The 17,986-nt window shown below is 68.3% G+C and carries 11 protein-coding genes; 10 read left to right on the top strand and 1 reads right to left on the bottom strand.

What is annotated here, in order from left to right:
* The coding region (acnA, locus tag ACWD6P_RS34720) for an aconitate hydratase AcnA (RefSeq protein WP_451448199.1) at window positions 1–1,406 on the top strand (1,406 nt) is incomplete at its 5' end.
* A 107-nt stretch (window positions 1,407–1,513) separates the two neighbouring features.
* Here the strand turns inward: acnA and ACWD6P_RS34715 are convergent.
* Window positions 1,514–4,930, bottom strand: a complete 3,417-nt coding sequence (locus ACWD6P_RS34715; RefSeq protein WP_451448198.1) for a GH92 family glycosyl hydrolase — start codon at window positions 4,928–4,930, stop codon at window positions 1,514–1,516.
* Window positions 4,931–5,370: 440 nt separating this feature from the next.
* On the opposite strand from ACWD6P_RS34715, the gene ngcE reads away from it, so the two are divergent.
* The 9 genes from ngcE (at window position 5,371) to ACWD6P_RS34670 (ending at window position 17,831) form a co-directional block, all read left to right on the top strand.
* Window positions 5,371–6,807: an N-acetylglucosamine/diacetylchitobiose ABC transporter substrate-binding protein gene (gene ngcE, locus ACWD6P_RS34710; RefSeq protein WP_451448197.1), complete on the top strand. Its 1,437-nt coding sequence runs from the start codon at window positions 5,371–5,373 to the stop codon at window positions 6,805–6,807.
* Window positions 6,808–6,855: 48 nt separating this feature from the next.
* On the top strand, window positions 6,856–7,779 hold the full coding sequence (locus ACWD6P_RS34705) for a carbohydrate ABC transporter permease (RefSeq protein WP_451448196.1): 924 nt from the start codon (window positions 6,856–6,858) through the stop codon (window positions 7,777–7,779).
* Window positions 7,780–7,790: 11 nt separating this feature from the next.
* Complete coding sequence (locus ACWD6P_RS34700) at window positions 7,791–8,720, top strand: carbohydrate ABC transporter permease (RefSeq protein ID WP_451448195.1); 930 nt, start codon at window positions 7,791–7,793, stop codon at window positions 8,718–8,720.
* Between the two features lie 257 nt (window positions 8,721–8,977).
* Window positions 8,978–10,177: an ROK family transcriptional regulator gene (locus tag ACWD6P_RS34695; protein ID WP_451448194.1), complete on the top strand. Its 1,200-nt coding sequence runs from the start codon at window positions 8,978–8,980 to the stop codon at window positions 10,175–10,177.
* A gap of 140 nt (window positions 10,178–10,317) precedes the next feature.
* Window positions 10,318–11,412, top strand: a complete 1,095-nt coding sequence (locus ACWD6P_RS34690; protein ID WP_451448193.1) for a substrate-binding domain-containing protein — start codon at window positions 10,318–10,320, stop codon at window positions 11,410–11,412.
* A 216-nt stretch (window positions 11,413–11,628) separates the two neighbouring features.
* Complete coding sequence (locus tag ACWD6P_RS34685) at window positions 11,629–12,429, top strand: ATP-binding cassette domain-containing protein (RefSeq protein WP_451448192.1); 801 nt, start codon at window positions 11,629–11,631, stop codon at window positions 12,427–12,429.
* Entirely contained in the window at window positions 12,426–13,718 is a 1,293-nt protein-coding gene (locus tag ACWD6P_RS34680) for a sugar ABC transporter permease (RefSeq protein ID WP_451448191.1), read from the top strand. Before ACWD6P_RS34685 ends, ACWD6P_RS34680 begins: the two co-directional genes overlap by 4 nt.
* 379 nt (window positions 13,719–14,097) lie before the next feature.
* Complete coding sequence (gene dxs, locus ACWD6P_RS34675; protein ID WP_451448190.1) at window positions 14,098–16,104, top strand: 1-deoxy-D-xylulose-5-phosphate synthase; 2,007 nt, start codon at window positions 14,098–14,100, stop codon at window positions 16,102–16,104.
* Between the two features lie 197 nt (window positions 16,105–16,301).
* Window positions 16,302–17,831: an amino acid permease gene (locus ACWD6P_RS34670; protein WP_451448189.1), complete on the top strand. Its 1,530-nt coding sequence runs from the start codon at window positions 16,302–16,304 to the stop codon at window positions 17,829–17,831.
* The last annotated feature ends 155 nt before the right edge of the window (window positions 17,832–17,986 follow it).

Here is a 17,986-nt window from a genome sequence, read left to right as displayed (position 1 = left end):
GCCGCTGGGGCCTTGCTGGAGCTGGTCGGCGTCCATGGGGAGGTGCGCCCGCAGGATGCGGCGGTGTTCATCCGGCTTGCCCTCGGGTCGAGAAGGGCCTGACCCGCAAGCCGTGGGTCAAGACCACCCTGGCCCCGGGCTCCAAGGTCGTCACCGACTACTTCGACAAGGCCGGCCTGACCCCGTACCTGGACAAGCTGGGCTTCAACCTCGTCGGCTACGGCTGCACCACCTGCATCGGCAACTCCGGCCCGCTGGACGAAGAGGTCTCCAAGGCCGTCAACGAGGCCGATCTCGCCGTCACCTCGGTGCTCTCTGGCAACCGTAACTTCGAGGGCCGGATCAACCCCGACGTCAAGATGAACTACCTGGCGTCCCCGCCGCTGGTCGTCGCGTACGCCATCGCCGGCTCCATGAAGGTGAACATCACCGAGGACGCCATCGGCAACGACACCGAGGGCAACCCGGTCTTCCTCAAGGACATCTGGCCCTCCGAGGCCGAGGTCAACGACGTCGTGGCCAACGCCATCGGCGAGGACATGTTCAACAAGTCCTACCAGGACGTCTTCGCCGGTGACGCCCAGTGGCAGGCGCTGCCGATCCCGACCGGCAACACCTTCGAGTGGGACGCCGAGTCCACCTACGTCCGCAAGCCCCCGTACTTCGAGGGCATGACGATGGAGACCACCCCGGTCGAGGACATCGCCGGCGCCCGCGTGCTGGCGAAGCTGGGCGACTCGGTCACCACCGACCACATCTCCCCGGCCGGTGCGATCAAGGCCGACACCCCGGCCGGCAAGTACCTCACCGAGCACGGCGTCGAGCGTCGCGACTTCAACTCCTACGGCTCGCGCCGTGGCAACCACGAGGTCATGATCCGCGGCACCTTCGCCAACATCCGCCTGCGCAACCAGATCGCGCCGGGCACCGAGGGCGGCTTCACCCGCGACTTCACCCAGGCCGACGGTCCGGTCTCGTTCATCTACGACGCCTCGCAGAACTACCAGGCCGCCGGCATCCCGCTGGTCATCCTGGCCGGCAAGGAGTACGGCTCCGGCTCGTCCCGCGACTGGGCCGCCAAGGGCACCGCGCTGCTCGGCGTCAAGGCCGTCATCGCCGAGTCCTACGAGCGCATCCACCGCTCGAACCTCATCGGCATGGGCGTGCTCCCGCTCCAGTTCCCCGAGGGCGCCTCCGCCCTGTCCCTGGGCCTGACCGGCGAGGAGACCTTCTCCATCACCGGCATCACCGCCCTGAACGACGGCGGCATCCCCGAGACGGTGAAGGTCAAGGCCGGCGACGTGGAGTTCGACGCCAAGGTCCGCATCGACACCCCCGGCGAGGCGGACTACTACCGCAACGGCGGCATCATGCAGTACGTGCTGCGGTCGCTCATCCGTAAGTAAGTACAGCCGCAAGTAGGTCCCGCACGGCGCACAGCGGGCCGCACTCCCTCGGAGCGAGGGGGTGCGGCCCGTTCCGCGTTCCGGCGGCCGGACGGCCGCTACGCGGGTCAGCCGCCTGCGGGCGGCCCGAGCAACTCGATCTCGGCGAGTGTCGCGGTGCCGTCGGACACCAGCCGGTAGTGCCGGTAGCTGCCCGGCCGGTCGATGCCGAAGACGCGGGTCTGGCGGTCCCAGGCGAACGACTCGCCCCAGCGCCGGTCGAGCGGCGTCCAGTGGCTGCCGTCCGCGGAGCCCTCCAGCGTCCAACGGGCGGGCGCGGTGGTGCGGTCCGCCGAGGTCAGGGTGTACGACGTGACCCTGGTGGGCCGTGCCGTCCCGGTCCGGGCGGTGGTGAACGAGGCCGCGGTGTCGGAGGTGTCGTCGTAGAGCGGGCCGGCGGCCGGGTCGGTCTGATCCGCCCAGGGAGCGGGCACCTTGTCGTCCTTGGTGAGGGAGGTCGGGGCGGCGTGCGGGCCGGTGCCCCAACGCGACGGCCGGTCGCCCATGGTGAAGTCCAGGGTGCCGCCGCGGGCGAGCAGCCGATGCGGCAGAGCGGTGGAATTCCAGCGCTTTCCATTGACCCGGAGGTTCTGCACATAGATGTTGCGCGCGCTGTTACGGGGGGCCTTGACGGTGAGGTCGCGGCCGTTCTCCAGATGGATCGTGGCCTTGGTGAACAGCGGTGAACCCACCGCGTACTCGCCCTGCCCCATCACCAGCGGATAGAAGCCCAGCGCGCTGAAGACGTACCACGCGGACATCTCTCCGTTGTCCTCGTCGCCCGGATATCCCTGGCCGATCTCACTGCCGAGGTAGAGCCGGGAGAGCGCCTCACGGACCCTCTTCTGGGCCTTCCACGGCTGGCCGGCCGCGTCGTAGGTGTACGCGATGTGGTGCGCGGGCTGATTGCTGTGCCCGTACATCCCCATACGGGTGTCGCGGGCCTCGGTCATTTCATGGATGACATCGCCGTAGGAACCGGCGAATTCCTTGGCGGCGGTTTCCGGGGTGGAGAAGTAGGCGTCCAGCTTCTCGGCCAGCGCCGAGCGGCCGCCGTAGAGGTTGGCCAGCCCCCGGGTGTCCTGGGGCGCGGTGAAGGCGAAGGTCCAGGCGTTGGTCTCCGTGTAGTCGTGGCCCCAGACGCGGGGGTCGAACCGGTCCGGCGGAAGGCGCCAGTTTCCCCTCGCGTCCTTGCCCTGGAAGAAGCCGACCTGGTCGTCGAAGAGGTGCACGTAATTCCGGGCGCGCTGGAAGAAGTACGCCGACTCCTCCTTGTAGCGCTGCTTGTGCGTCTTCTCGTACAGCGCCCGGCCCATACGGGCGATGCCGAAGTCGTTGAGATAGCCCTCCAGCGCCCAGGACATTCCCTCGCGGGTGTCGGTGCTCGTATAGCCGCGGAAGGGGGAGGTGTCCATGCCCTTGCGGCCGACTCCCGGACTCGGCGGGGCGACGGTGGCGTTCTTGACGGCCGCGGCATAGGCGGCCTCCGCATCGAATTTCACGCCCTTGACGTAGGCGTCGGCGAAGGCCACATCGGAACTCGTACCGGTCATCAGATCCGCGTAACCGGGCGAGGACCAGCGGGAGATCCAGCCGCCGTCCTTGTACTGCTGGACGAAGCCGTCGACCATTCTCCCGGCGCGTTTCGGGGTGAGCAGCGAGTAGGCGGGCCAAGTGGTGCGGTAGGTGTCCCAGAAGCCGTTGTTGACGTAGACCTCACCGTCGACGATCTTCGAGCCGGTGTGGGTGGGGGTGTCGGGGCCGGTCTGCGGCGAGAAGGGGGAGGCGTAGCGGGTGCGCGAACCGACCTTCTCGAAGCCGGAGTTGGGGTACAGGTAGAGGCGGTAGAGGCTGGAGTAGAGGGTGGTGAGCCGGTCGCGGCTCGCGCCCTCCACCTCGATACGGCCCAGCAGATCGTCCCACTGCGACTGCGCCCGGTCCTTGACGTCGCGGAAGGCCGTCCCGGCCGGGATCTCGCGGGAGAGGTTCGCCTTCGCCTGGTCCACGCTGATCAGGGAGGTGGCGATCCGCATGGTCACGGTGCAGTCGTCGCCGGGCCGGAAGCGGAGGTAGCCGGTGACGTCCCTGCCTCCCCCGCCGGGCAGTCTGCCGCCGCCGGTGACCGGTGCGTCGAAGACGCCGTAGACGAAGAGCCGGGTGGCGCCGACGGACAGCCCGCTGCGGACGTCCGAGAAGCCGGTGACGACGCCGCGCTCGGTGTCCAGGCTCAGGCCGCCCTTGTTGTTGACGTTGTCGAAGATCAGGCTCGCGTCGTTGCCCGGGAAGGTGAAGCGCATCAGCGCGGCGTGGTCGGTCGGGGTGATCTCCGCCTTGAGGCCGTTGTCGAAGGTCACGCCGTAGTAGTGCGGCCGCGCGGTCTCGTTGGCGTGGTGGAACGGCAGCGCGCGGCCGGTGCGCGAGGCGTCCGGGGTGCCGGCCGCGACGGACGGCATGACCTGGAAGGTCTGCCGGTCGCCCATCCAGGGGCTGGGTTCATGGCTGGCGCCGAAGGCCTGGAGGGTGGGGAGGTTGTCGGCGTTGTTCCTGCGCGCGTATTCGTAGAGCCAGTCGGAGGACCCCGCGTTGGTGACCGGCGTCCAGAAATTGAAACCGTTGGGCACGGCCGTGGCGGGGAAGGTGTTGCCGCGCGAGAAGCTGCCGCTGGAGAGGGTGCCGCGGGTGGTGACGGCGTAGTCGGAGAGGTGCGCGAGCGGCTTGTCCGGGGCCTTGGGGCCGAGGGTGAGATCGTCGACCCAGCCGCGGAAGGCCGGTGCGGTGCGCGGCGCCCGGGGTGCGTCGTAGGCGACCAGGATCCGGTCGACGGTCTTGCCGGCGGCGACCGCGCCGATCCGCGACTCGCGGTGGTTCCACTGGTTGACGTAGAGCGTCTTGGCGGCGGCCTGGCCCTGCGGGGTCAGCGGCGCGCCGTGCTGGTCGACGGCGCCCAGCTCGCTGAGGTAGCTGCCGTCGGTGAAGGCCAGATCGACGGCGACATGGGTCGCGGGGTAGGACAGGTCGGTGCCGGCCAGCTCCGGGAAGACCTTGTACGAGAGCGAGGTTGCCGCGGTGACCGGCGTATCGACATCGAAGATCTTGTTGTACGAGTAGCCGCGGCCGCCGGCGGTGTGGGTGCCGGAGTAGCGCAGTGCATGCCCGCCCGAGAAGCCGGCGTGCGCCTTGGCGGTGGGGGAGTCGGCCGGGCCGGTGCCGGTCCCGGTGCTCATGCCGGGGGCCGCCGGGGCGGTCCCCGGGGTGACGCCGGAGGTCCGGGGCTCTCCGTCGGGGCCGGTCTCGACGGTGTCGGTCCAGTCCGGCCGCGGGTCCCCGGCTTCGAAGGAGGAGCCGAACTCCGGTGCTCCCCGCGGCTTTGCGGGCGGCGCGGCCTGTGCCGGGCCGTGGGCGGTGATGACGAGCAGAGCCGCCGCCACAAGGGCGACGGGGCGGGCGATCCCCCGCGGATGACGGTGCCGGTGTCCGAGCCGCACGCGAGCCCTCTCTCAAGGAGATTGACATCGTTGTCAGTTGAATGGCGCCACGACAAACAGAGATAAGTAAGGTGCGTGGGGACTTTGGTGTCAAGGGTGCCGCAGCGATCGATGGGCCGGCCGTGTCCCCGGGTGATCCGGAGGGGTGACGGCGAAAGGATCCGGCGCATGCCGGGGAGGTCTCAACTAGGGAAAGACTCCTGCCCAACCCTGCATTCGATCTTGCCCCTTCGGCCGGAAGTGGACTATACCTGTCGGCGTCCGACCGGCCGTACGACCAAGGCCGTGGGCAACCGGGGGGAAGGCGGGGAACGGATGACTTCCCCGCATTTCTCTAGCGCGCCCGGTGCACATCCCGTACAACTCAGCTTCATCTGACCCGCGGTGCCGGGGTGGCTCCGGTACACCGCCTGAGTCCTGAAGAAGGCGAGGACTTGAGCATGGGATCCACCTCAGAATTCAACCGTCGCGATCTGGTCAAACGAGCCGCAGCCCTGGGAATCATCGCCGTACCGGCCATGGGAACCCTTTCGGCGTGCGCCACCGGAGGCGGCGGCGGGGACACGGACAACGCCACCAAGAACAAGGGCGAGACCTCGGCGAAGAACCCCCTCGGCGTGAAGAAGGGCGTGCCGATGGAGGCGTTCATCTTCAAGGGCGGGCTGGGCGACCAGTACGCCAAGGACGCCGAGGCCGACTACCACAAGACCTATGGCGTCACGGTGAAACACACCGGAACCCAGCAGGTCGGACCGAAGCTGCAGCCGCGCTTCGCCGGCGGCAATCCCCCGGACGTCATCGACAACTCCGGATCCGACCATCTGGATATGAACAAGCTGTCCTCGCAGGGGCAGTTGCAGGATCTGACGACGCTGCTCGACGCGCCTTCGCTGGACGACCCGAAGAAGAAGGTCCGGGACACGCTTTACCCCAGCACCCTGGAAAAGGGCAAGCACAAGGACACCTTCGATGTCCTCTACTACGCGTTCACGGTCTACGGCACGTGGTATTCCAGCAAGCTGCTGAAGGACAGAGGCTGGGAGTACCCGACCTCGTTCGACGACATGATCAAGCTCTGCGCCGAGATCAAGAAGGCGAACCTGGCGCCCTGGACGTACCCGGGAAAGTATCCGTACTACGTCCACTTCAATATGTTCGCGCAGATCGCCAAGGTCGGCGGGCTCGACAAGTGGATCGCCATCGACAATCTGGAGCCCAAGGCTTGGACGTCGAACGACGCGGTCAAGCAGGTCGTCGAGCACTACGAGGAACTCGCCGCCAAGGGCTACTTCCTCGAAGGCAGCCAGGGTCTGACGCACATTCAGGCACAGACCGCCTGGACGCGCGGAAAGGCCGTCTTCATCCCCAACGGCTCCTGGGTGGAGAACGAGGCCTCGCCGACCACCCCGAAGGACTTCGGCATGGCCGTCGGCCCGCTCTTCAACGGCGGCAGCGGCGACAAACTGCCGCACGGCACGGTACGCGCCGAGCCGAGTGAGCCGTTCATCGTGGCCAAGGGCGGGCAGAATCCGATCGGCGGAATGGAGCTGCTGCGCATTCTGCTGTCGAAGAAGCACGCACAGAACTTCGCGACGAAGGTCAAGTCGCTCACCTCGGTCCAGGGCGCGACCGACGGCATGCAGCTCTCGCCGGGGCTCTCCTCGGCCGCCGAGGTCGTCAAGAAGGGGGGCGAGAACCTGCTGATGATCCAGCTTCAGGAGTGGTACCCGAAGCTGACCGACGAGAAGCTCGGCGGGCTCACCAGCCGGCTGCTGACCGGTGAACTGAAGGCCACGGAGTGGATCAAGAAGGCGCAGCAGTACGCGGATGAATTCGCCAAGGACGATTCCGTCACCAAGTTCCGCCGCGAGGCCTGAGTCCTGAGCACACCGCCGCACTGCTGACGAGGGAGGGCCGGGGAGCGCATGCAACACGGCAAGTACCGATTCATCGTGGGGTTCCTGGCCCTGCCTCTGCTGATCTACGCGATCTTTGTGATCTCGCCGTTCGTCCAGGCATTCCAGATCTCGACCACGGAATGGAGCGGCCTGCGCGGCGCCGCCAAGAGCATCGGTCTGGACAACTACGACAAGCTGCTGCACAGCGACGAGTTCTGGAATGCGCTGGGCCACAACGTCATCATGCTGGTGCTGGTGCCGATCGCCACGCTGGCGCTGGGGCTGTTCTTCGCCTTCATGCTCAACGTCGGCGGCCGGGCCCGGCGCGGAGCGGTCATCACCGGTGTCCGCGGTGCGCCGTTCTACAAGTTCGTCTACTTCTTCCCGCAGGTCATCTCGATCACCATCATCTCGGTGATCTGGTTCAACATCTACAATCCGGATCCGCACGACGGCATGCTCAACTCGCTGCTCGGCGCGGTCGGTCTGGAATCGCTGCAGAGCTCCTGGCTCGGTGAGCGCAGTATCGCCCTCGCCTGCATCATGGTGGTGATGGTCTGGGCGAACGTCGGCTTCTACGTCGTGCTCTTCTCCGCCGCCATGGCCTCCATTCCGCGGGAGATCTACGAGGCCTCGCTGCTGGACGGCGCCGGCCGTATGCACACCTTCTTCCGCATCACCCTTCCGCTGCTGTGGGACACGGTGCAAACGGGCTGGGTCTATATGGGCATCATCGCGATGGACGCCTTCGCGCTGGTGCAGATCATGTCGGTCAACATGGGCGGCCCGGACGGCGCGACCGATGTCGTACCGCTCCGGCTGTACCAAACCGCTTTCCGTGACAGCCAGTTCGGCTACGCGGCGGCGATGGGTGTCGCCATGCTCATCGTCACGCTGTTGTTCGCCGTCCTCACGATGCGCTTCGCGCGGCGTGAGCGGATCGAGTTCTAGGGGCAGGGCGTATGACGACGGAAACCGACGCGGTGGAGAAGCTGCCGGCGACGGCCGGACGGCGGGCCGAGGGCGGCCGGAGCGCCAGGAAGTCGCGCGGGGGCGCCGAGGGCGGCGTACTCAATGTCTTCTCGCACGGCATGCTGATCGTATGGGCGCTCATGGTCGGCATGCCGCTGCTGTGGGTGCTGTGGAGCTCCTTCAAGAGCAGCGGCGACATTCTCACCACGCCCTGGTCGCTGCCCGACGTACTGCACTTCGAGAACTGGGCCAACGCCTGGAACAAGGCCAGCATCGGCAAGTTCTTCCTCAACACCCTTGTCGTGGTGGGCGGTTCGGTCATCGGGACGATGGTCCTCGGCTCCATGGCCGGCTATGTCCTGGCACGTTTCACCTTCCCCGGGAACCGCCTCATTTACTACCTTTTCGTGGCCGGTATGTCCTTCCCGGTGTTCATGCTGGTCATCCCGCTGTTCTTCGTGATGCGGGACTTCCCCGGAATTCCGCTGCTGGCGACGTACCAAGGTCTGATCGCGGTTTATATCGCCTATTCGCTGCCGTTCACCGTCTTCTTCATGACGTCCTTCTTCCGCACCCTGCCGACGTCGGTGGCGGAGGCGGCGATGATCGACGGCGCCTCGCACGTCAGGACGTTCTTCCAGGTGATGCTGCCGATGGCCAAGCCCGGCCTGATCAGCATCGGGATCTTCAACTTCCTGGGGCAGTGGAACCAGTACCTGCTGCCGATGGTCCTCAACCAGGACGAGGACAAGTACGTGTTGACCCAGGGTCTGGCCAACATCGCGCTGCAGCAGGGCTATGAGGGCGACTGGGGCGGGCTGATGGCCGGCATGATGATCGCGATGCTGCCGGTGCTGCTGGTGTACTTCATCTTCCAGCGCCAGGTGCAGGCCGGGCTGACGGCCGGGGCGATCAAGTAGTACCCCGTATGCGCCCGGCCCCCGGGGTGCCGCCGAGGAGGCGCGCCCGGGGCGGCCGGGCGCCGCACATATGAGCCTCCGCCCGATCATGCCGGGCGCAACGTCTTGACGAGACTTCCCGGCGGGCGTTCTGCTTAGAGTTCACATGTTGAATCGAGTGCTGCCCCCCGAAGGCGTGGGTGCGGCCGGCGGGCGGTCGTGCCCTGCCCAGCTGTGCTGGGCGGTACCCCCGGCCCGAGACAGGAGTGGATGAGTCGATGGAGACTCCGGGGTCGCAGTCCTCTTTGCACCGGGCCAATCTGGAGCGGGTCGTGCGCGCGGTGCGTATGGCGGGCTCACTGACGCAGGCGGAGATCGCCCGGAGCACAGGGCTGTCCGCGGCCACCGTCTCCAACATCGTCCGGGAACTGAAGGACGGCGGGACCGTCGAGGTGACCCCCACCTCGGCGGGCGGGCGGCGGGCGCGCAGCGTCTCGCTGTCCGGCGACGCGGGCATCGTCGTAGGGGTCGATTTCGGGCACTCCCACCTGCGGGTGGCGGTCGGCAACCTGGCCCACCAGGTGCTCGCCGAGGAGGCCGAGCCGATCGATGTGGACGCCTCCGCCGCCGAGGGCTTCGACCGGGCGGAACGGCTGGTCAACCGGCTGATCGAGGCGACCGGGATCGGGCCGGACAAGGTCATCGGCGTCGGCCTGGGCGTGCCGGGACCCATCGACGTCGAGTCGGGGACGCTGGGCTCGACCGCGATCCTGCCGGGCTGGTCCGGGACGAACCCCAGCCAGGAGCTCTCCGGGCGCCTCGGCGTGCCGGTCTACGTCGACAACGACGCCAACCTCGGCGCGCTGGGCGAGCTGGTGTGGGGCGGCGGCCGCGGGGCCGCCGACCTGGCGTACATCAAGGTCGCCAGTGGTGTCGGCGCGGGCCTGGTGATCAGCGGGCAGATCTACCGCGGGCCGGGCGGCACCGCGGGCGAGATCGGGCACATCACGCTGGACGAGTCCGGCCCGGTGTGCCGCTGCGGCAACCGCGGCTGCCTGGAGACCTTCACCGCGGCCCGGTACGTCCTGCCGCTGCTGCAGCCGAGCCACGGCCCCGACCTGACCATGCCGCGCGTGGTGCAGCTGGCCCGCGAGGGGGACCCGGGGTGCCGGCGGGTGATCGCGGACGTAGGGCGCCATATCGGCAGTGGTGTGGCGAACCTGTGCAATCTGCTCAATCCCAGCCGGGTGGTGCTCGGCGGTGACCTCGCCGAGGCCGGTGAGCTGGTGCTCGCGCCGATCCGCGAGTCGGTGTCGCGGTACGCGATCCCCAGCGCGGCACGGCAGTTGGGCATCGTCCCCGGCACGCTCGGGGGCCGCGCGGAAGTGCTGGGCGCCCTGGCGCTGGTGCTGAGCGAGATGGGCGATTCGACCCTGCTCGACGGCGTGCAGAGTGTGGACGCACCCGCCATAGCGTGAGCGCGCTGAGTTCACACAGCTAACGCATGGCACCGTTGCCATCTCGTTAAGGATTTACTTCTTGACGGTCGGCTGACGGCCGAGTTGACTTCCAGCCACCTCGGCCGCAACGACGCGGCCTCGTCAGGGAGGCAACCCCAATGAACGTTTGGACGCGTCGCGTCGTCATAGGAACCGCCGCCGTATCGATGGCGCTCTCCGTGGCCGCCTGCGGCAAGGCCGGTGACGGCGCCAAGGGCGGCGGTGGCGACAACAAGACCATCGGTCTGCTGCTGCCGGAGAACAAGACCACGCGTTACGAGACCTTCGACCGCCCGCTCATCGAGGCGAAGATCAAGGAGCTGTGCAGCGACTGCACGGTGAGGTACAACAACGCGGCGCAGGAGACCGAGGCCCAGAAGAAGCAGTTCGACGCGCTGATCACCCAGGGTGTGAAGGTGATCATTCTGGACGCGGTCGACTACAAGGCCACCAAGTCCTGGGTGAACCAGGCCGCCAAGAAGGGCGTCAAGGTCGTCGCGTACGACCGGCTGGCCGAGGGTGAAATCTCCGCGTATGTCTCCTACGACAACGAGAAGATCGGCCGCCTCCAGGGCGAGGCGCTGGTCAAGGCGCTCGGCGACAAGGCCAAGGACAGCAATGTCGTCATGATCAACGGTTCGCCGACCGACCCGAACATGCCGTTCTTCAAGAAGGGCGCCCACAGCGTCCTCGACAAGAAGGTCAAGAAGGTCGCCTACGAGCAGGACATCCCGGACTGGTCGCCGGACGAGGCCAACAAGAAGATGAACGCGGCCCTCGACTCGCTCGGCAAGGACGGCTTCCAGGGCGTCTACTCCGGCAACGACGGCATGGCCGGCGGCATCATCACCGCCCTCAAGCAGAAGGACGTCAAGGTCCCGGTCGGCGGCCAGGACGCCGAGCTCGCGGGCCTGCAGCGGATCCTCAAGGGCGACCAGGCGTTCACGATCTACAAGCAGATCAAGCCGCAGGCCGACTCCACGGCCGAGATCGCCGTCAAGCTGCTCAAGGGCGAGAAGATCGACTCCCTGACGGACGCCAAGGTCGACAGCCTCAGCGGCGAGGTCAAGGGCATCCCGGCGAAGCTCTACGACGCGCAGATCGTGACCAAGGACAACATCGCGTCCACGATCATCAAGGACAAGGTCTACAAGGCGAGCCAGCTCTGCACCGGCGACGCCAAGAAGGCCTGCGAGACGGCCGGCATCAAGTAAGGCCACGGCCTTCCGCCCCCGGCCGAAGGCCTTCCGCCCCCGGCCCCCGGCCACCGGCCCTCCGCACAGGGCCACCGGCCCCCGGGCGTACCGGTTCCCCCGCCCGCGCCGACCTGTCCCAGGCGCGGGCGCGGGACCGTACCCCCACCCACCCCCACTCGCAGAGCCCCCGCTCTTCGCACCACCATCCCCGCCGTTGTCGCGGCGGCGAAGGAGATGATTCACGTGTCCGCTACGCCTGTGCTGGCGTTGCGCGGAGTCTCCAAGCGGTTCGGCGCCGTCCAAGCACTCACGGACGTCACCCTGGAGATCCACCCCGGTGAGGTGGTCGCCCTCGTGGGCGACAACGGCGCCGGCAAGTCAACCCTGGTCAAGACCATCTCCGGCGTCCACCCGGTCGACGACGGCGCCATCGAATGGGAGGGCGAGGCGGTACGCATCAGCAAGCCGCACGACGCCCAGGAGCTCGGCGTCGCCACCGTCTACCAGGACCTCGCGCTCTGCGACAACCTCGATGTCGTCGCCAACCTCTTCCTCGGCAACGAGACCCGCACCGCCGGTGTCCTCGACGAGATCGCCATGGAGAAGCGCGCCAAGGAGCTGCTGGACACCCTGTCCATCCGCATCCCCAGCGTCCGCATCCCGGTCGCCGCGCTCTCCGGCGGCCAGCGGCAGGTCGTCGCCATCGCCCGTGCGCTGATCGGCGACCCGAAGGTCGTCATCCTCGACGAGCCCACCGCCGCGCTCGGCGTCGAGCAGACCGCACAGGTCCTCGACCTCGTCGAGCGGCTGCGGGAACGCGGTCTGGGCGTCATCCTCATCAGCCACAACATGGCCGATGTGCAGGCCGTCGCGGACCGCGTCGCGGTGCTGCGGCTGGGCCGCAACAACGGTGTCTTCGACGTCGAGGGCACCTCCCACGAAGAGATCATCGCCGCGATCACCGGCGCCTCGGACAACGCCGTGACCCGCCGCAAGGCGCGTACGGACCAGGTGAAGAAGGAGGTCGGGGCGTGAGCGACCTGACCAAGGAGCCGGCGGAGAAGGTGGCGGCCCCCGCGGCCGACGCCCCCCAGCCGGCCGCCGTCGACCCCCGACTGCTCGTCCGCGAGCAGGGCATGGCCGGCTACCTCAACGACTTCAAGCGCCGGGTGCGCGGCGGTGAGCTGGGCTCGCTGCCGGTCATCATCGGCCTGATCGTCATCGCGATCGTCTTCCAGTTCAAGAACAGCAGCTTCCTGTCCGCGGACAGCCTCGCGAACATCGGTGTCTACACCTCCGGCCTGGGCATCATGGCCGTCGGCATCGTCTTCGTGCTGCTGCTCGGCGAGATCGACCTCTCCGTCGGCTCGGTCGCGGGCGTCGGCGCGGCCGTCTGGGCCGTGCTCAGCGTCACCAACGGCGTCAACGACTGGCTCGCGGTCCTGATCGCCATCACGGCCGGTGTGCTCATCGGCGCCCTGCACGGTTTCTTTTTCGCCAAGATCGGCGTGCCGGCCTTCGTCGTCACTCTGGCCGGATTCCTCGGCTGGAGCGGTCTGCAGATCTGGATGATGGGCAAGGAGGGCTCCATCAACACGCCGAGCGGCAGTGTGGTGGAGAGCCTCACCGGCTACTACTTCGAGGACAAGGCCGCCGCGTACGGTCTCGCACTGGTCGCGGTCCTCGCGTACGCCGGATCGCTGCTGCTGGACAGCAAGCGCCGCAAGGCCGCCGTGCTGCCCTCCCGGCCGCTCAGCGAGATCCTGCTGCGCTCCGGTGTGGTCGCGGTGCTCGCCTTCGCCGTCGCCTACGTCCTGAACGAGCCGGCCGGTGCCCGCGGGCTGCCGCTGGCCCTGGTCCTGTTCCTCGCCGTGCTGGTCATCGCCGACTTCGTGGTGCGCCGCACCACCTACGGACGGCAGATCTTCGCGGTCGGCGGCAACGCCGAGGCGGCCCGCCGGGCCGGTATCAACGTGAACAAGATCCGGATCAGCGTCTTCGCGATCTCCGGGATGCTCGCCGCCTTCGGCGGACTGTTCATCGCCAGCCTCTCCGGTGGCGCCACCAAGAACCTGGGCTCCGGCAACACCCTGATGAACGTCATCGCGGCGGCCGTCATCGGCGGTACCAGCCTCTTCGGCGGCCGCGGCAAGATCTGGTCCGCGCTGCTGGGCATGCTGGTGATCCAGTCCATCCAGCAGGGCCTGAACCTGCTCGGCATGGCCAGCGAGATCCAGTACATGATCACCGGCGCGGTGCTGCTGGCCGCGGTCGTGATCGACTCGGTTTCCCGGCGGACGCAGAAGACCGCTGGACGTACGTAGCTGCCGGGTTGTTCTTCGGCTGCGGCGGCGTCTCGCGGACGCACGTAGCCGCCAGGCCGTATGTGACCCACGTACGCGCACCCGACCACACGCCCGGCGCGCCTGACCCGCGCCGTCGGCGTGCGACGGTACCGGCCCCCACCGGCACGATCCGGTGGGGGCCGGTCCGCGTGCGCCCGCGCGTGTACCCCGGCGTGTACCCGCGTACGGCGGGCCGCGGCTCCGCGCGGCCGAAAGCCGTCGTCACCCGAGTGACATACATCGCGAGGCCCGCGCGTCGGCGCAGCGGGCGCGACATTAGACTCATCTGATCGGCAAGCTCGATCACAGCAGCAAGCTCGATCACAGCAGCAGGCTCGACCACAGCAAGGAGGCAGGGGTGGCGTTGCTTTCCCGTATCAGGGGACCGCGCGATCTGGACCGACTGGGCCCGGAGCAGCTCCAGCAGCTGGCGGGGGAGATCCGTACCTTCCTTGTCGACGCGGTCTCCAAGACCGGCGGACACCTCGGCCCGAACCTCGGTGTGGTCGAGCTGACCATCGCCCTGCACCGTGTCTTCGAGTCCCCCAAGGACAAGGTCCTGTGGGACACCGGCCACCAGAGCTACGTCCACAAGCTGCTCACCGGCCGTCAGGACTTCTCCAAGCTGAAGATGAAGGGCGGCCTGTCCGGCTACCCCGCGCAGGCCGAGTCCGAGCACGACGTCATCGAGAACAGCCACGCCTCCACGGTCCTCGGCTGGGCCGACGGCCTGGCCAAGGCCAACGAGGTCCTCAAGAAGAACGACCACGTGGTGGCCGTCATCGGCGACGGCGCGCTCACCGGCGGCATGGCCTGGGAGGCGCTGAACAACATCGCCGCCGCCAAGGACCGCCCCCTGGTGATCGTCGTCAACGACAACGAGCGCTCCTACGCGCCGACCATCGGCGGCCTCGCCAACCACCTGGCCACGCTGCGCACCACCGACGGCTACGAGCGCTTCCTGGCCCGCGGCAAGGACCTCCTGGAGCGCACCCCGGTCGTCGGCAAGCCGCTCTACGAGACGCTGCACGGCGCCAAGAAGGGCCTGAAGGACTTCATCGCCCCGCAGGGCATGTTCGAGGACCTGGGCCTGAAGTACGTCGGCCCGATCGACGGCCACGACATCGAGGCCCTGGAGTCCGCGCTGCAGCGCGCCAAGCGCTTCGGCGGCCCGGTCATCGTGCACTGCCTCACCGAGAAGGGCCGCGGCTACCAGCCCGCCCTGCAGGACGAGGCGGACCGCTTCCACGCCGTCGGCAAGATCCACCCCGACACCGGTCTGCCGATCGCCTCCTCCGGCGCGGACTGGACCTCGGTCTTCGGCGAGGAGATGGTCAAGCTCGGCCGGGAGCGCAAGGACATCGTCGCGATCACGGCGGCCATGCTGCAGCCGGTCGGCCTCGACAAGTTCGCCAAGGCCTTCCCGGACCGGGTCTACGACGTCGGCATTGCCGAGCAGCACGCCGCGGTCTCCGCCGCGGGCCTGGCCACCGGCGGTCTGCACCCCGTCTTCGCCGTCTACGCCACCTTCCTCAACCGCGCCTTCGACCAGGTCCTGATGGACGTGGCGCTGCACAAGTGCGGCGTCACCTTCGTCCTGGACCGGGCCGGGGTCACCGGCACCGACGGCGCCTCGCACAACGGCATGTGGGACATGTCGATCCTCCAGGTCGTGCCCGGCCTGCGGATCGCCGCGCCGCGCGACGCCGACCAGGTCCGCGCCCAGCTGCGGGAGGCCGTCGAGGTCGATGACGCCCCGACCGTCGTGCGCTACTCGAAGGGCGCCGTGGGCCCCGCCGTCAAGGCCGTGGGCAAGGCCGGCGGTATGGACGTACTGCGCAGGCCCGCCGAGGGCGTGACCCGGCCGGACGTGCTCCTGGTCTCCGTCGGCGCGCTCGCCCCGATGTGCCTGGAGATCGCCGACCTCCTCGACAAGCAGGGCATCTCGACGACCGTCGTGGACCCGCGCTGGGTCAAGCCGGTCGACGAGGCGCTGCCGGGTCTGGCCGCCGAGCACCGTGTGGTCATCACCGTCGAGGACAACTCCCGTACCGGCGGCGTCGGTTCGGCCGTCGCCCAGTCGCTGCGGGACGCCGGCGTGGACCTGCCGGTGCGCGACTTCGGCATCCCCGAGCGGTTCCTCGACCACGCCTCCCGCAAGGAGATCATGGCGGAGATCGGGCTCACCGCACCGGACATCGCCCGTCAGGTGACCGGCCTGGTCTCCAAGATCGATGGTCTTCCCCAGTCCGGGCTCCGGTCGGCCGGCGAGAACTCCGCCGACGATGCCGCGGACACCTCGGACGTCCCCCGGGGCGCCGGGGCGAAGGGCGCGGCCGAGCCCGCCGAGGCCGCCCGCGACTGATCGCGCAGAGCACGGCGATGGGCCGGGCCGGTCATCCGTACGGATGTTCCGCCCGGCCCATCGGCATACCCGCGGCCACACACCATCGGGTGAATCACCGCCGCCTGGAGGCCCGCCGAACCTGGCTGTGTCCTGACATTACAGAGACTCGGTCAGTTCAGGAGAGTTGCGAGGGTCGTCCAGGCGGAGGTTCGCCCATGAGCACACAGCACGGCACACCACACGAGGCACGTCGACAGCGCGGCATGTTCCGGACGAAGACTGTGGAGCAGTCGATCCTGGACACCGAGGAGCCGGAGCACACACTCAAGAAGTCCCTGTCGGCGCTCGATCTGACGGTCTTCGGCGTCGGTGTGGTCATCGGCACCGGAATCTTCGTCCTCACCGGGAAGATCGCCAAGGAGCAGGCCGGGCCCGCCGTCGCGCTGTCCTTCGTCGCCGCGGGCGTGGTCTGCGCGCTGGCGGCGCTGTGCTACGCGGAGTTCGCCTCCACCGTGCCGGTCGCCGGATCGGCCTACACCTTCTCGTACGCCTCACTGGGCGAGCTGCCGGCCTGGATCATCGGCTGGGACCTGATCCTGGAGCTGGCCCTGGGCTGCGCGGTGGTCGCCGTCGGCTGGTCCGGCTATATCCGCCATCTGCTGGACGGCGCCGGGTTGCACCTTCCCCCCGGCCTGTCCGGCACCCACGAGGGACGGTTCGGCTTCGACCTGCTCGCCTGCATCCTGGTGCTGGTGCTGACCGTCATCCTCGTTCTCGGGATGAAGCTGTCCTCGCGGGTGACGGCGGTGGTCGTCGGGGTCAAGGTCACCGTCGTACTGCTCGTCATCATCGCCGGCGCCTTCCTGATCAACGGTGCCAACTACGACCCGTTCGTGCCGCCCAGCGAGCCCAGCGCGGGCGGCGGCGGACTGGACGCGCCGCTGGCGCAGCTGATGTTCGGCTTCACCCCGGCCAACTTCGGCATCATGGGCATCTTCGCGGCGGCGGCGGTGGTCTTCTTCGCGTTCATCGGCTTCGACATCGTCGCCACCGCCGCCGAGGAGACCCGCAACCCGCAGCGCGATGTGCCGCGCGGCATCCTCGGCTCGCTGGCCATCTGCACCCTGCTCTACGTCGCGGTGTCGGTGGTCGTCACCGGCATGCAGAAGTACGACAAGCTGTCCACCGACGCCCCGCTCGCGGACGCCTTCGAGGACCTCGGGCAGCCCTTCTTCGCCCGGGTGATCAGCTTCGGCGCCGCCGTGGGCCTGACCTCGGTCTGCATGATCCTGCTGCTCGGCCAGAGCCGGGTGTTCTTCGCGATGAGCCGGGACGGGCTGCTGCCGCGGGTCTTCTCGCGGGCCCATCCCCGCTACGGCACCCCCTACCGGTCGACCATCGCGCTGGGCGCGGTCGTCGCCGTGGTCTCCGGTTTCACCTCGATCGACGAACTGGCCGAGCTGGTCAACATCGGCACGCTGTTCGCGTTCGTCGTGGTCGCCGTAGGCGTCGTGCTGCTCCGCCGCTCCCGCCCCGACCTGCCCCGCTCCTTCCGCACCCCGTTCGTCCCCGTCGTGCCGGCGCTGTCGGTACTCGCCTCGCTGTGGCTGATGCTCAATCTGCCCGCCGAGACCTGGCTGCGGTTCGCGGTCTGGATGGTGGCCGGCTTCGTCATCTACTTCCTGTACGGGCGCGCGCACAGCCGGCTCGGGATCCGGAACCGGCAGGAGACGGGGGCGGGCTGATCCCGTGCGATCTCAGGGGGGGTGCTCGGGCGGCGGTCCCGTACGGGGTGGTCGAACAGGTCCCCTAGATGATTGAGTCCGATGTCTTCAGTGGTCGTACGCGATCAGTGAGCGTTTGGCTGGTGTGCCTGCGGTCCAGTTGTGCCAGATGGCGG

The sequence above is a fragment of the Streptomyces sp. NPDC002446 genome (assembly GCF_053595675.1).
This window is presented reverse-complemented; position numbering and strand designations above follow the sequence as displayed.

Excerpts from the sequence above, each read along its gene's own strand:
- ngcE (WP_451448197.1), top strand. The coding sequence starts at position 5,371 with ATGGGATCCACCTCAGAATTCAACCGTCGCGATCTGGTCAAACGAGCC.
- ACWD6P_RS34705 (WP_451448196.1), top strand. The coding sequence starts at position 6,856 with ATGCAACACGGCAAGTACCGATTCATCGTGGGGTTCCTGGCCCTGCCT.
- ACWD6P_RS34700 (WP_451448195.1), top strand. The coding sequence starts at position 7,791 with ATGACGACGGAAACCGACGCGGTGGAGAAGCTGCCGGCGACGGCCGGA.
- ACWD6P_RS34695 (WP_451448194.1), top strand. The coding sequence starts at position 8,978 with ATGGAGACTCCGGGGTCGCAGTCCTCTTTGCACCGGGCCAATCTGGAG.
- ACWD6P_RS34690 (WP_451448193.1), top strand. The coding sequence starts at position 10,318 with ATGAACGTTTGGACGCGTCGCGTCGTCATAGGAACCGCCGCCGTATCG.
- ACWD6P_RS34685 (WP_451448192.1), top strand. The coding sequence starts at position 11,629 with ATGATTCACGTGTCCGCTACGCCTGTGCTGGCGTTGCGCGGAGTCTCC.
- ACWD6P_RS34670 (WP_451448189.1), top strand. The coding sequence starts at position 16,302 with ATGAGCACACAGCACGGCACACCACACGAGGCACGTCGACAGCGCGGC.